The organism is Streptomyces sp. NPDC058291, assembly GCF_042880855.1.
Lineage (GTDB): Bacteria > Actinomycetota > Actinomycetes > Streptomycetales > Streptomycetaceae > Streptomyces.
Map to the genome: position 1 here is coordinate 34,598 of NZ_JBHVYK010000062.1, position 13,189 is coordinate 47,786.

Consider the following 13,189-nt stretch of genomic DNA (forward strand, 5'->3'; position numbering starts at 1 on the left):
AGACGGCTCTGAGGTCTGACGAATTTCGTGGTGTGCATCACTATTTTTGAGGGCGTGACTGTGATCGCGACCGAAAGCCTGAGCAAGCGGTTCCCCCGGGTGACCGCTCTTGACCGGCTCTCCGTGGACGTCGGACCCGGTGTGACCGGGCTCGTCGGAGCCAACGGAGCCGGCAAGTCCACCCTGATCAAGATCCTGCTGGGTCTGTCGCCCGCGTCGGAGGGCCGAGCCGAGGTGCTCGGCCTCGACGTCGCGACCAAGGGCGCCGCCATCCGCGAGCGCGTCGGCTACATGCCGGAACACGACTGCCTGCCACCCGACGTCTCGGCCACCGAGTTCGTCGTGCACATGGCCCGCATGTCCGGCCTGCCGCCCACCGCCGCGCGCGAGCGCACCGCGGACACCCTGCGCCACGTCGGCCTGTACGAGGAGCGCTACCGTCCCATCGGCGGCTACTCGACCGGCATGAAGCAGCGCGTGAAGCTCGCCCAGGCCCTCGTCCACGATCCCCAACTGGTCTTCCTGGACGAGCCGACCAACGGCCTCGACCCGGTCGGCCGCGACGAGATGCTCGGCCTGATCCGCCGCATCCACACCGACTTCGGCATCTCGGTCCTGGTCACCTCCCACCTGCTGGGCGAACTGGAGCGCACCTGCGACCACGTCGTGGTCGTCGACGGCGGCAAGCTCCTGCGCTCCAGCTCCACCACCGACTTCACCCAGACCACCACCACCCTCGCGATCGAGGTCACCGACACCGACACGCACCCCGACGGCACCCGCGCGGTGCGCGAGGCGCTCCGCGCGCGGGGGGTGGAGGTCCTCGACGCCGACAGCGCTCTGCCGGGCGCCGGTCACGTCCTGCTGCTGACCGCACAGGGCGAGGAGACCTACGACGTCGTCCGGGACGCGGTCGCCGACCTGGGCCTCGGCCTGGTCCGCATGGAACAGCGCCGGCACCACATCTCCGAGGTCTTCACGGACAGCGACGCCGAAAACGACCAGCAGCGGAAGGAGGCCGTAGGCCATGGCAGTTGAACACCCGGTCACCGCCCCCGCGGGGGACCAGACCCGCATCCACAACATCGGCTACCGCAGCTACGACGGCCCCCGGCTGGGCCGCGCCTACGCCCGCCGCTCCCTCTACTCGCAGTCCCTGCGCGGCGCGTACGGCCTCGGCCGTTCGGTGAAGTCCAAGGTGCTGCCGATGCTGCTCTTCGTGGTGATGTGCGTGCCCGCGGCCATCATGGTCGCCGTCGCGGTCGCCACGAAGGCCAAGGAACTGCCCGTCGACTACACGCGCTACGCGATCATCATGCAGGCCGTGATCAGCCTGTACGTCGCCTCGCAGGCGCCCCAGTCCGTCTCGCGCGACCTGCGCTTCAAGACCGTGCCGCTGTATTTCTCGCGTCCCATCGAGACCGCCGACTACGTACGCGCCAAGCTCGCCGCGCTGGCCTCCGCGCTGTTCGTGCTCACCGCGGCCCCGCTGCTGGTGCTCTACGTGGGCGCCCTGCTGGCCAAGCTCGACTTCGCCGACCAGACCAAGGGATTCGGTCAGGGACTCGTCTCCGTGGCACTGCTCTCGCTGCTCTTCGCCGGGATCGGCCTGGTCATCGCCTCGGTGACCCCGCGCCGCGGCTTCGGCATCGCCGCCGTCATCGCCGTGCTGACGATCTCCTACGGCGCCGTCTCCACGCTCCAGGCCATCGCCGAGGCCCAGAACAGCACCGGCTCCATTCCCTGGATCGGCCTCTTCTCCCCCGTCACGCTGATCGACGGCGTGCAGTCGGCGTTCCTGGGCGCCTCCTCCGCCTTCCCGGGCGGGGTCGGCCCCTCCGACGGCCAGGGCGTCGTCTACGTCCTCGTCGTCCTCGGCCTGATCGCCGCCGGCTACGGCATCCTGATCCGCCGCTACCGGAAGGTGGGCCTGTGACCACGCTCAACATCGATCACGTCTCCCGCTGGTTCGGCAACGTGGTCGCCGTCAACGACATCACCATGACCATCGGACCCGGCGTGACCGGGCTGCTCGGACCCAACGGCGCCGGGAAGTCCACCCTCATCAACATGATGGGCGGCTTCCTGGCCCCCTCCACCGGCACGGTCACCCTCGACGGACAGCCGGTCTGGCGCAACGAGGACATCTACCGGCACATCGGCATCGTCCCCGAGCGCGAGGCCATGTACGACTTCCTCACCGGCCGCGAATTCGTCGTCGCCAACGCGGAGTTGCACGGCCTGAGCGCGAAGGCCGCCCAAAAGGCGCTGGCCACCGTCGAGATGGAGTACGCGCAGGACCGCAAGATCCAGACGTACTCCAAGGGCATGCGCCAGCGCGTCAAGATGGCCAGCGCCCTCGTCCACGACCCGTCGCTGCTGCTGCTCGACGAGCCCTTCAACGGCATGGACCCGCGCCAGCGCATGCAGCTCATGGACCTGCTGCGGCGCATGGGTGACGAGGGCCGCACCGTGCTGTTCTCGTCGCACATCCTCGAAGAGGTCGAGCAACTCGCCTGGCACATCGAGGTCGTCGTCGCCGGCCGGCACGCGGCCAGCGGCGACTTCCGCAAGATCCGCCGGCTGATGACCGACCGGCCGCACCGCTATCTGGTGCGCTCCAGCGACGACCGCGCCCTCGCGGCCGCGCTGATCGCCGACCCGTCGACGTCCGGCATCGAGGTCGACCTCGCCGAGGGCGCACTGCGCGTCCAGGCCGTCGACTTCGGCCGCTTCACGGCCCTGTTGCCGAGGGTCGCCAAGGACCACGGCATCCGGCTGCTCACGGTCTCGCCGTCCGACGAGTCCCTCGAGTCCGTCTTCTCGTATCTCGTCGCGGCGTAGGAGGCCCAAGATGTACGACCCCACAGTCGCCCGGCTCACCTACCGGGCCCTGCTCGGCCGTCGCCGGGCTCTCATCCTGAGCGCGCTGCCCCTGCTGCTGATCGCGATCTCGGTGGTCGTGCGCGGCCTCGCCGGAGCCGACGACCAGACGGCGTCCGACCTGCTCGGCGGCCTCGCGCTGGCAACCATGGTCCCCATCATCGGCGTGATCGCGGGCACCGGCGCCATCGGGCCCGAGATCGACGACGGCTCCGTCGTCTACCTGCTGTCCAAACCGCTGAAGCGGCCGACGATCATCTTCACCAAGCTGATCGTGGCGGTCGCGGTGACGATGGTCTTCTCGGCCCTGCCGACGTTGATCGCCGGGTTCATCCTCAACGGCAACGGCCAGCAGATCGCGGTCGCCTACACCGTGGCCGCGCTGGTCTCCTCCATCGCCTACGCCGCCGTCTTCCTGCTCCTGGGCACCGTCTCCCGGCACGCGGTGGTGTTCGGTCTCGTCTACGCCCTCGTCTGGGAAGCCCTGTTCGGCTCCCTGGTGCCGGGCGCGCGCACGCTCAGCGTCCAGCAGTGGTCGCTGGCCGTCGCCCACAAGGTGGCGGGCGGAGACCTCGTCAGGTCGGACGTCGGACTGACCACGGCGACGGTGCTGCTGGTCGTGGTGACCGTGCTGGCCACCTGGTACGCGGGACAGAAGCTGCGGGCGCTGACGCTCGCCGGCGAGGAGTGAGCGACCCTGCCGGGGCGCGGGGCGACCGTCTCTGACGGTGGCTTCACCCGCGCCCCGGCAGACCGGGCGCAGCCGACAGCCCGGGGAGGACGGGGACGGCGGACGACGACACGGTGGACGGCGGTCGTGAGCGGTCCGAGGACGCGCTCTTCGACGACCTCGTCCTGGACGAGGCCTTCATACGGGCCGCCGAGACGTCCGAACCGTCCGCCCGCGCCCGGATGCTCGCCGCGCGGTGGCGTGCGGGGGCGCCCGAGCCGCAGCCCTGGCGCTCCGACGACCCGCCGGCGGGCTGGTTCTTCAGCAAGGCGCGTCGGCGCAGGTGGCGCCGCCGCTAGTCACCCCGCCCGACCCCGGTCGTCGCACGGGTGTTTTATTCGGTGGCGTCCGACTCGCCCTGCGGGCACAGTGGTCGTACCCGCAGGGAGCGGGGGCGGCCGGAGGACATCCGGCGGCGCAGACCGGGTGAGGAGTTCGACGATGCCCATGCACGGCAGTACGTCGAGCTCCCTGCGGGGCAGCCCGTGGCGGGTTCCGGAGTAGTTACGGCTCCGTCGAACCCGCTCACACAGGGGAGCTGCCCGGGGCGGCCGCTTCGAGCACGCGATGTCGCTCTCGCGTGGGCCGCCCACCCGGAGGATTGGCCGAGTGGCAAGGCACCGGCTTGCTAAGCCGTGGTCGGGGGTCACACCCCGCGCACGTTCGATCCGTGCATCCTCCGCGAGACGTCGTCACTGGGACCGGGGCGGGTTTTCTGGCTCGGGACGCCTTTGATGGACGGCGGCCGGGCCGGGGTCTCCTGCCCTTGCGGGCCGGAGGGCGGCGGTGCTGCCCTCGCGTTCCGCGGGCTGTCGTGCCTGTGCCTGTGCCTGTGCCTGTGCCTCTGGCGGTGGGCTGTGCGGGTGCGGGTGCGGGCGCGGGTGCGTCGTGGCCGGTCGCGCAGTCCCCGCTCCCCTGATCGTCGCGGCGACCGGGACGGTGGTCCACGCCCGGCCCGGACCGGCTGCGGTGCCAGGGCCCGCGGTGCAGGGCCCGTGGTGCAGGGCCCGTGGTCCACGGGGGTCGGTGCTCGCCTGCGGTGATCGGCACAGGCCCATGGACCACGCGCCCGCCCCTGATCGTCTGCCGTGCGCGGGGCGGGCTCGTGCGGGGCCCCGTCTCAGGGCAGGAGGCGTTCCAGGACTTCGGCGATTCCGTCCTCCTCGTTGGAGGAGGTCACCTCGTCGGCCACTGCCCTCAGTTCCTGGTGGGCGTTGGCCATGGCCACGCCGCGGGCTGCCCAGGCGAACATCGGGATGTCGTTGGGCATGTCGCCGAAGGCGATGGTCTCGGCGGCCTTCACGCCCAGACGGCGGGCGGCCAGGGAGAGGCCCGTCGCCTTGGACAGGCCCAGCGGGAGCAGTTCCACGATGCCCTGGCCGGCCATCGCGACCGTGACGAAGCCGCCGGCGGCCCGTCGTGCGGCCTCGGCCAGCTCATCGTCGGACAGCTCGGGATGCTGGATGTAGATCTTGTTCAGCGGAGCCGACCAGAGGTCGGACGCCTCGGTGAACGGCGTCGCCGGGAGCTTGCCGGTGACCGCGTAACCGGGCCCCACCAGCACGTCCCCCTCCAGGCCGTCGCGGCTGGCCGCCAGGTACAGCGGGCCGACCTCCGACTCGATCTTGGCCAGAGCCACCCCGGCGAGCTGGCGGTCCAGGGTCACCGAGGTCAGCAGGCGGTGCGAACCGGCGTCGTAGACCTGGGCGCCCTGTCCGCAGACCGCGAGGCCGTCGTAGCCGAGGTCGTCCAGGATGTGCCGGGTCCACGGGACCGCGCGGCCCGTCACGACGATGTGCGCGGCGCCCGCCGCGGTGGCCGCGGCGAGGGCGTCACGGGTGCGCCCCGAGACCGACTCGTCGGAGCGCAGCAGCGTTCCGTCGAGGTCGGTCGCGATCAGGCGGTACGGGAACGCCGCGTCGGCGGGCACGGTGCTCACTTGGCGACCGGCTCCAGGACCTCCCGGCCACCGAGGTACGGGCGCAGCACCTCGGGCACGTACACGGACCCGTCGGCCTGCTGGTGGTTCTCCAGGATGGCGACGATCGTGCGCGGGACGGCGCACAGCGTGCCGTTCAGCGTGGCCAGCGGGCGGACCTGCTTGCCCTCGCGGACGCGGATCGACAGACGGCGGGACTGGAACTCGGTGCAGTCCGAGGTCGACGTCAGCTCGCGGTACTTGCCCTGGGTCGGGATCCAGGCCTCGCAGTCGAACTTGCGGGCGGCCGACGACCCGAGGTCACCGGAGGCGACGTCGATGACGCGGAACGGCAGCTCCAGGGCGGACAGCCACTGCTTCTCCCACGCCAGCAGGCGCTGGTGCTCGGCCTGCGAGTCCTCGGGCGTGACGTACGAGAACATCTCGACCTTGTCGAACTGGTGGACGCGGAAGATGCCCTTGGTGTCCTTGCCGTGCGAGCCGGCCTCGCGGCGGAAGCACGGCGAGAAGCCGGCGTAGCGCAGCGGCAGCTTGTCCGCGTCGATGATCTCGTCCATGTGGTACGCGGCGAGGGGGACCTCGGAGGTGCCGACCAGGTAGAGGTCGTCCTTGTCGAGGTGGTAGACGTCCTGGGCGGCCTGGCCGAGGAAGCCGGTGCCCGCCATGGACTGCGGGCGTACCAGCGCCGGGGTCAGCATCGGCGTGAAGCCGGCCGCCGTGGCCTGCGCGATCGCCGCGTTCACCAGGGCCAGCTCCAGCAGGGCGCCGACGCCGGTGAGGAAGTAGAAGCGCGAGCCGGAGACCTTCGCGCCGCGCTCGACGTCGATCGCGCCGAGGATCTGGCCGAGCTCCAGGTGGTCCTTGGGCTCGAAGCCCTCGGCGCCGAAGTCGCGGATCGTGCCGTGCGTCTCGAGGGTGACGAAGTCCTCCTCACCGCCCACCGGCACGTCGGGGTGCACGAGGTTGCCGAGCCGCTGGAGGAGCTCCTGGGTCTCGGCGTCGGCGGTGTCGCGCTCGGCGTCGGCGGCCTTGACGTCGGCGGCGAGCTGGCTCGCCTTCTTCAGCAGCTCGGCCTTCTCGTCCGCGGAGGCCTTGGGGATGAGCTTGCCGAGCGCTTTCTGCTCGGCGCGCAGCTCGTCGAAGCGGACGCCGGACGACCTGCGCCGCTCGTCGGCGGAGAGGAGGGAGTCGACGAGCGCGACGTCCTCTCCACGGGCACGCTGGGAGGCGCGCGCACGGTCGGGGTCCTCACGGAGCAGGCGAAGGTCAATCACGCGGCCAAGGCTACCCGTGCGGGGTTGCGGCTCACGACTCAGATTCCGGCGGCGCACGCCGAGTGTTCCGACGCGGGCCGCGGAGTGTTCCGAATCGTTGTTTACGAGGCGTTATGAGCTAATCGCCCTGTGTGTCAGGGAAGCGTGTCTGCCTCCCCGGGACGAAGCGGACGACCGGCGTCGCAGGGAACCGATTTCCTTGCGCCGCACGGGATTTGGGGGCGTGGTTGTCCACAGGAGTTCACACCCCGCGTGAGTTATCCACAGGGTGTGCGAAAGATCTGTGGACATCGGAATGGATCATTCCGTAGCCGCTTCGCGGTCCGGGGAATTCCCTGCTCAAACGCGACCTGGGCCCACTTTCGGTGGAAATGCATCGCTCCAAGGGGTTGATCGCAGGAAGCAGGTGGACGAGGGGTGACCTGCGGGTGGCGAGTCGCCCCGCAGGGTCGGAGACCGATTTGTCGACTGCATGGTGCTTCGTTGTCGACTTGTCCCCAGGTCGAGAAGCTGCCCTGTGGATAACTTCTGTGGATAACGAAGACATGCAGGTGGGGCCGAGGCCTGGCGGGCGGGAACGGCTAGAAACGGCCGTCCTGACAGCGCGCCACCCAGTCCGAGGCCGCCACGAACTCCTCGTCCGACGTCCCGGGCAACGGCGCCTCGACGTCCGCCGCACTGACCTCCGCACGCGGGTACGAGCCGAGGAAGCGCACCTCACGGCAGATCCGCTTCAGCCCCATGAGGGCCTCGGCCATCCGACGGTCGGAGATATGTCCTTCGGCGTCGATGCAGAAGCAGTAGTTGCCGATGCCGGCGCCCGTCGGGCGGGACTGCAGCAGCATGAGGTTGACGCCGCGGGTGGCGAACTCGCCCAGCAGGTCGCGCAGGCCGCCGGGATGGTCGTCGCGCTGCCACAGCACCACGGACGTCTTGTCCGCGCCGGTCGGCGCCGCCGGGCGGGCCGGCCGGCCCACCAGCACGAACCGGGTCTGCGCGTTCTCGGCGTCGTGGATCCCGGTCTCCAGGGCGGTCAGCCCGTACCGGGCGGCCGCGAACTCGCCGGCGAAGGCGGCGTCGTAACGGCCCTCCTGGACCAGTCGGGCGGCGTCCGCGTTCGAGGCGGCCGACTCCCAGGTGGCGTCCGGGAGGTTCGCCTTCAGCCAGTTGCGCACCTGGGGCTGGGCGGCAGGGTGGGCGGAGACGGTCTTGACGTCCGCGAGCTTCGTGCCCGGCCGGACCAGCAGCGCGAAGGTGATCGACAGCAGCACCTCGCGGTAGATCATCAGCGGCGCGCCCGCGACCAGCTCGTCCAGGGTCGTGGTGATCCCGCCCTCGACCGAGTTCTCGATGGGCACGAACGCGGCCTCGGCCTCGCCGGAGCGCACCGCGTCGAGCGCGGACTGCACCGAGACGTACGGCATCAGCTGCCGGGTGGCCGCCTCCGGAAGCGTGCGCAGGGCGACCTCCGTGAAGGTGCCCTCGGGGCCGAGATAGGCATAGCTCGATGGCATGACCTCACCCTAATGGCCCTTGCCGAGGTGGGCGGGCGTGTCTCACGACCGCCCCTCGCGGGAATGAATCCGCACGACCGGGCGTGACTTTCACGCCTCCAGCAGCCGCTGCCCCACGTACTCGCCCTCCGCCGCCCCGCCGGGCACCGCGAACAGGCCGCTGGACTCGTGGCGGATGTACGGGGACAGCGCGTCGCCCCGGTCCAGCTTGCGCTGCACCGTGACGAAGCCGCGCAAGGGATCCGCCTGCCAGCAGACGAACAGCAGACCGGCGTCAGGAGTGCCGTCCGGGTCGATGCCGTCGTGGTAGGAGAAGGGCCGCCGCAGCATGGCGGCGCCACCGTTCTGGTCGGGGCGCGCGATGCGGGCGTGCGCGTTGATCGGGACGACCAGATCGCCGTTCGCGTCGGTCTTCTCCAGGTCCATCTCGGTGGTCTCGGTCCCTCCGGACAGCGCCGCGCCGTCCGCCTTGCGACGCCCGATGACCTGCTCCTGCGCTGTGCGCGGCAGTTTCTCCCAGTCGTCGAGGAGCATGCGGATCCGGCGTACGACGGCGTAGGAGCCGTTGGCCATCCACGCCGGGTCCTTGGCGCCGGAGGCCGGGACGAAGATGCGCTCGTCGAAGTCGGAGTCGGTCGTCTTCGGATTGCGGGTGCCGTCCAGCTGGCCCATCAGGTTGCGGGCCGTCATGGGGTGCGCGGTGGCGCCCGGCGTACGGTTGAAGCCGTTCATCTGCCAGCGGACCTTCGCCGCGCTGCCCGCGTCCTTCTGGATGGCGCGCAGTGCGTGGAAGGCGACCAGGGCGTCGTCCGCGCCGATCTGCACCCACAGGTCACCGTTGCTGCGGGAGGTGTCGAGGTGGTCGGAGGAGAAGTCCGGCAGCGGATCGAGAGCGACCGGGCGCTGCTTCTCCAGACCGGTGCGGGCGAAGAAGCTGTTGCCGAAGCCGAAGGTGATCGTCAAGGAGGAGGGGCCGGCGTCCCGGGCCACGTCGGTGTCGCCGTGCGCGGCGGTCTCGCCCGCCATCAGTAGCCGGGCCGTCTGCGACCAGCGGCGCAGCAGCGCGGCGGCTTCCTTGCGGCCGGCTCCCGCGGCGAGGTCGAAGGCGACGAGATGGCCGCGGGCCTGGAGGCCCTGAGTGATCCCGGGTTGATGTTTCACGTGGAACATCGCCTGCCCGGACCCGATCGAGGAGAGCGGGGCCGCCTGCGCGGGGGCCGCGGCGTATCCGGCGGCCGCGCCTGCCGCGCCGAGGACCAGTCCGGTCGCTCCGGCGGTGCCGAGCAGCTTGCGCCGCGTCAGCCCCTCGACGGGGGCGGTGGCGGAATCCGGGAGGGCGCTTTGCTCCGCGGAGGTACGGGCGGTCTTGGACGGGCGGACGTCAGGTGTGCGCGCGTCGGGGAGGGACTGGTCGGGCATGGTGCGGTCAGCCGATCTGAGCGTTCTTGGAGACGGTCACCTGGTCGATGTCGGAGGTGCGCACGGTCACGGCGATCTTCCACTCGCCGGCCAGGGGGATCTGCACCGCGCTCGCCGACCAGTGGCCGGTGGTGATGTGGTCGGGGGTGACGGGCAGGGGCCCGATGTCCTTGGCTTCGAGGGTGAAGGCGACCTTGACCTCGGGCACGTCGAAGGCGCGGCCGTTGGGCCGGGTCACGTAGACGTGCATCTCGTTGGCGCCGGCGCGTGCGGGGTCGAGGTCGACGCTGACCACGCCCTTGCCGTCCGTGCCGCCGGTGTCGAAGGACATGTCCAGGGTCAGCGCGCCGGAGGCGGAGTCCGACGACGACGAGGCGGACGACGAGGAACCGGTGGCCTTGGCGGCCTCCTGCTCCGTACGGCCCGGCTCGGTCGACGTCAGAACGGTGGTGACGGCGAGCAGGACGACGGCGACGCCGGCCTCCGCGAGCACCGAGCGCCGCAGTCCGAAGCGGTCGGCGTCGGAGTCCCGGAGCCTCTTCTGGCGCGTGGCGTCGACGGCGGCCCGCTGCCGGGCGAGCTGCGCGGCCCGCGCGTCGCTTCCGGAAACAGCCTTGGCGCCCTTGGATCCGCCCTTGCCGTCGGCGGCTGCGCTCTTGGCGTCGCCGGCGGCCGTCTTCTGGGCGTCACCTGTCCGCTTGCCGGCCGTGACCACCGACTTCTGGGACACGGCCGCCTCCGTCGCCGGGCCAGAAGCAGACGCGGACCTGGAGACGGCGGTCGCCGCTTTCCCGGTCGTCGTGTCCGCCAGTCGTGCGGTCCAGCGTCGGGAGATCCAGGCGATGCCCACGAGCAGGGCGACGAGTCCGATCTTGACGAGGAGCAGCTGTCCGTAGCGGGTGTCGGTGAAGGCGGACCAGGAGCCGAGCTGGCGCCAGGACTGGTAGACGCCTGTGGCGACCAGGGCGAGGACGCTGCCGAACGCGACCTGTGAGAACCGGCGGACGGCGGCGGCCTCGACGGGCCGGTCGGCGGGGGCCCGGTACAGCGCGACGAGGAGGGTGACGAGGCCGCCGAGCCAGGTGGCGACGGCCAGCAGGTGCAGGACGTCCACGGGCATCGCGATGCCCGGCTGCAGGCCGGTCGAGGCGTGCTCGGCCATGGCCCAGCTCGCCGCGAGCCCGGCGGACACGACGGTCCCGCCGATCGCGAGCCCGAAGACCAGGTCCCGTTTCTCCTCGTGCTCGCGCTTGTCGTAGGCGCCGAAGAGCACGGCGATGAACAGCGCGGCCGCGGCGAGCAGGAGCAGCCGGGAGACGAGGGCCGCGCCGGTCTTGGTCTGCAGGACCTGTCCCAGGAGGTCGAGGTCGAAGACGTCCCCGAGCTTGCCCGAGCCGGCGTAGGAGCCGCGCACGAGCAGCAGGAAGAGGGTGGCGGCGGTCATCGTGAGCCAGCCGGAGAGGACGAGCCGCTGGATGGCCCGCACCCGGGTGCCGCGCGGCCAGCAGGCCAGCACGAAGACGGCCCCGCCGACCATCACGATGAACCCGGCGTAGGACGCGTACCGTCCGAAGCCGTACAGCCAGCCGACGACTCCGCCGCCGGCGACCTGATCGGACACCGAGACGGTGGTCTTGGAAGGGCTGCCGATGGAGAAGGTGTAGGCGCCGGCGACGGGGTGGCTGTCGGCGGAGATCACCTGGTACGTCACGGTGTACGTGCCGTCGGGCAGTCCCGAGTGCAGCTGCACCGCGTAGGTGGCGCCGCCGACGTCGGACGGCTTGCCGGTGTCGACCCGGGCGCCCTTGGGGTCCAGGACGCGCAGCGAGTCGTCGTTCATGGAGACGGTCTCGGAGAAGGTCAGCGACACCTGTGTGGGCGCCTTGTCGACCACCACCCCCTGCGCGGGGTCGCTGCCGGTCAGCGCGGCGTGCGCGGACGCGGGTCCGGCGCCGGCCAGGAGTACTGCGGCGACCGCCAGGAACAGCAGCGCGAGCATCCGGACGCGGGGGGCGATGGTCTGCGTCAAGGTGGTCCCTCCCTCAGTGGCCGGTCTTGGGGGTGTACGTGGCGGGCTTCACCGGGATCTCGACCTTGAGGGGGTCGGAGGCGGCGAAGTGCAGTTGGACGGTCACGGTCTCGCCCTGCACCGGTCTGCTCTTCAGCATCTCGAACATGAGGTGGTTGCCGCCGCTCTTGAACACGAGTTGACCGTGTGCGGGCACATCGAGGGAGCTGACCTGCTCCATCGACGACCCGACGGTCTCGTGGAGGGTCACGCTGCCGGCGGTGGGGCTGGTGACGGAGGTCAGCTCGTCCTTCGCGCCGCCCTGGTTGACGATGGTGAGGAAACCGGCGGCCATGGTGTCGGAGACGGGCTGCGGGATGTAGGCGGCCCGGACGGACAATTCCGGCCTGCCGTCCGCGTCCGAACCGCAGCCCGCCAGCAGCAGCGCGCCGGCGACCGCCGAGGCGGGCACGGCGATCAGGCGCGCGCGGCGGGCGGGACGGGTGCGCCGCCCGGGCCCGGTGCCCCGGCGAGAGCTCGTGTACCGGGTCGGCCTCACGGGTTCTCGCCCCTGACGATCTTGGGGAGGTCCTTGGTGTAGTCGTCGACCGTGGCCTCCTCGCCGTACAGCACGTAGCCGGCGTTCGTCTTCGGGGAGAAGGCGACGACCTGGGTGCCGTGGGTGGAGACGATCTTGCCGTTCTTGTCCTTGTGCGGCGCCTCGACGGTGATGCCGAGGTGGTAGGCGGCGTCCTTGACGGTGGCGAACTTTCCGGTCAGGCCGATGACCTGGGGGTCGATGCCCCTGAGCCACTTGCCGAGCGCCGCCGGGGTGTCACGGTCGGGGTCGGTGGTGACGAACACGACGCGCAACGCGTCCTGGTCGGCCTGGGGCAGCTGCTTCTTGGCGACGGCGATGTTGTTCATCGTCAGCGGGCAGACGTCCGGGCAGTTGGTGTAGCCGAAGTAGATCAGCGTCGGCCGGCCGGCCGTCTCCTTGCGGAGGTCGTACGGCTTGCCCTGGGTGTCGGTGAGGACCAGGGGGGGCTTGGTGAAGGGCTGGTCGAGCACGGTCGCGGCCTGCTGCTCGGCCTCCTGGGAGACGACGGCGACGGCACTGCCGCTGTCGCCGTCGCTGCCGCAGGCGGAGAGGGTGAAGGTGGCGGCGGCGAGCAGCGCGGCCACGGCGAGCGTCTTCTTGCGCATAGAGAAATGTCCCAGATGTAGGAAATCCGGCGCGCACCGGGGGTCGGAGGCGAGCGTGCCGCGAGGGGTGTGCAGAAGGGCTGTGCACCCCGTGCGCCCCGTGCAGCCTGTGCGCCCTGTGCGCATCGTCGGGAGCCCGGGGGGGGCGGCGGCCGCCGCCCCACCCCGGCGCGGATCAGGCCGCGGGGGTGGGGGGGCGGCGGCCGGCGAGCACGC

At 71.1% G+C, this 13,189-nt stretch carries 12 protein-coding genes and 1 tRNA gene; 6 read left to right on the forward strand and 7 right to left on the reverse strand.

Going from position 1 to position 13,189, the window contains the following annotated elements:
• The first annotated feature begins 60 nt into the window (after positions 1-60).
• From ACFVYK_RS26960 to ACFVYK_RS26985, 6 genes are all read left to right on the forward strand, one after another.
• Positions 61-1,038, forward strand: coding sequence for an ABC transporter ATP-binding protein (locus ACFVYK_RS26960; RefSeq protein ID WP_389778461.1), 978 nt, complete (start codon positions 61-63; stop codon positions 1,036-1,038).
• On the forward strand, positions 1,028-1,936 hold the full coding sequence (locus tag ACFVYK_RS26965) for an ABC transporter permease (protein ID WP_389778440.1): 909 nt from the start codon (positions 1,028-1,030) through the stop codon (positions 1,934-1,936). Before ACFVYK_RS26960 ends, ACFVYK_RS26965 begins: the two co-directional genes overlap by 11 nt.
• Positions 1,933-2,844 (forward strand): ABC transporter ATP-binding protein, encoded by a 912-nt coding sequence (locus ACFVYK_RS26970; protein WP_389778441.1) that lies wholly within the window; start codon positions 1,933-1,935, stop codon positions 2,842-2,844. Before ACFVYK_RS26965 ends, ACFVYK_RS26970 begins: the two co-directional genes overlap by 4 nt.
• Before the next feature lie 10 nt (positions 2,845-2,854).
• On the forward strand, positions 2,855-3,574 hold the full coding sequence (locus ACFVYK_RS26975; protein WP_389778443.1) for an ABC transporter permease subunit: 720 nt from the start codon (positions 2,855-2,857) through the stop codon (positions 3,572-3,574).
• Positions 3,575-3,687: 113 nt separating this feature from the next.
• Positions 3,688-3,912, forward strand: coding sequence for a hypothetical protein (locus ACFVYK_RS26980; RefSeq protein WP_389778445.1), 225 nt, complete (start codon positions 3,688-3,690; stop codon positions 3,910-3,912).
• 296 nt (positions 3,913-4,208) lie between these two features.
• A tRNA-Ser gene (locus ACFVYK_RS26985) sits at positions 4,209-4,295 on the forward strand.
• Between the two features lie 438 nt (positions 4,296-4,733).
• On the opposite strand, the gene ACFVYK_RS26990 is transcribed toward ACFVYK_RS26985, so the two are convergent.
• The 7 genes from ACFVYK_RS26990 to ACFVYK_RS27020 form a co-directional block, all read right to left on the reverse strand.
• Positions 4,734-5,552 carry an HAD family hydrolase gene (locus ACFVYK_RS26990; RefSeq protein WP_389778447.1) on the reverse strand — a complete coding sequence of 273 codons (819 nt, stop codon included), beginning with the start codon at positions 5,550-5,552 and terminating at the stop codon, positions 4,734-4,736.
• Positions 5,549-6,826: a serine--tRNA ligase gene (serS, locus tag ACFVYK_RS26995; protein ID WP_389778449.1), complete on the reverse strand. Its 1,278-nt coding sequence runs from the start codon at positions 6,824-6,826 to the stop codon at positions 5,549-5,551. Before serS ends, ACFVYK_RS26990 begins: the two co-directional genes overlap by 4 nt.
• A gap of 581 nt (positions 6,827-7,407) precedes the next feature.
• On the reverse strand, positions 7,408-8,340 hold the full coding sequence (gene pheA / locus ACFVYK_RS27000; RefSeq protein WP_389778451.1) for a prephenate dehydratase: 933 nt from the start codon (positions 8,338-8,340) through the stop codon (positions 7,408-7,410).
• A gap of 90 nt (positions 8,341-8,430) precedes the next feature.
• Complete coding sequence (gene efeB / locus ACFVYK_RS27005; protein ID WP_389778453.1) at positions 8,431-9,759, reverse strand: iron uptake transporter deferrochelatase/peroxidase subunit; 1,329 nt, start codon at positions 9,757-9,759, stop codon at positions 8,431-8,433.
• A gap of 7 nt (positions 9,760-9,766) precedes the next feature.
• Entirely contained in the window at positions 9,767-11,788 is a 2,022-nt protein-coding gene (locus ACFVYK_RS27010; RefSeq protein WP_389778455.1) for a copper resistance CopC/CopD family protein, read from the reverse strand.
• 13 nt (positions 11,789-11,801) lie between these two features.
• Positions 11,802-12,245, reverse strand: a complete 444-nt coding sequence (locus tag ACFVYK_RS27015) for a copper chaperone PCu(A)C (RefSeq protein WP_389778463.1) — start codon at positions 12,243-12,245, stop codon at positions 11,802-11,804.
• 77 nt (positions 12,246-12,322) lie between these two features.
• Positions 12,323-12,973, reverse strand: a complete 651-nt coding sequence (locus ACFVYK_RS27020; protein ID WP_389778457.1) for an SCO family protein — start codon at positions 12,971-12,973, stop codon at positions 12,323-12,325.
• Between the last annotated feature and the right edge of the window lie 216 nt (positions 12,974-13,189).

Bases quoted from the DNA above. Each gene is read 5' to 3' on its own strand.
- ACFVYK_RS27020 (WP_389778457.1), bottom strand. From the start codon at position 12,973: ATGCGCAAGAAGACGCTCGCCGTGGCCGCGCTGCTCGCCGCCGCCACC.
- ACFVYK_RS26965 (WP_389778440.1), top strand. From the start codon at position 1,028: ATGGCAGTTGAACACCCGGTCACCGCCCCCGCGGGGGACCAGACCCGC.
- ACFVYK_RS26975 (WP_389778443.1), top strand. From the start codon at position 2,855: ATGTACGACCCCACAGTCGCCCGGCTCACCTACCGGGCCCTGCTCGGC.
- efeB (WP_389778453.1), bottom strand. From the start codon at position 9,759: ATGCCCGACCAGTCCCTCCCCGACGCGCGCACACCTGACGTCCGCCCG.
- pheA (WP_389778451.1), bottom strand. From the start codon at position 8,340: ATGCCATCGAGCTATGCCTATCTCGGCCCCGAGGGCACCTTCACGGAG.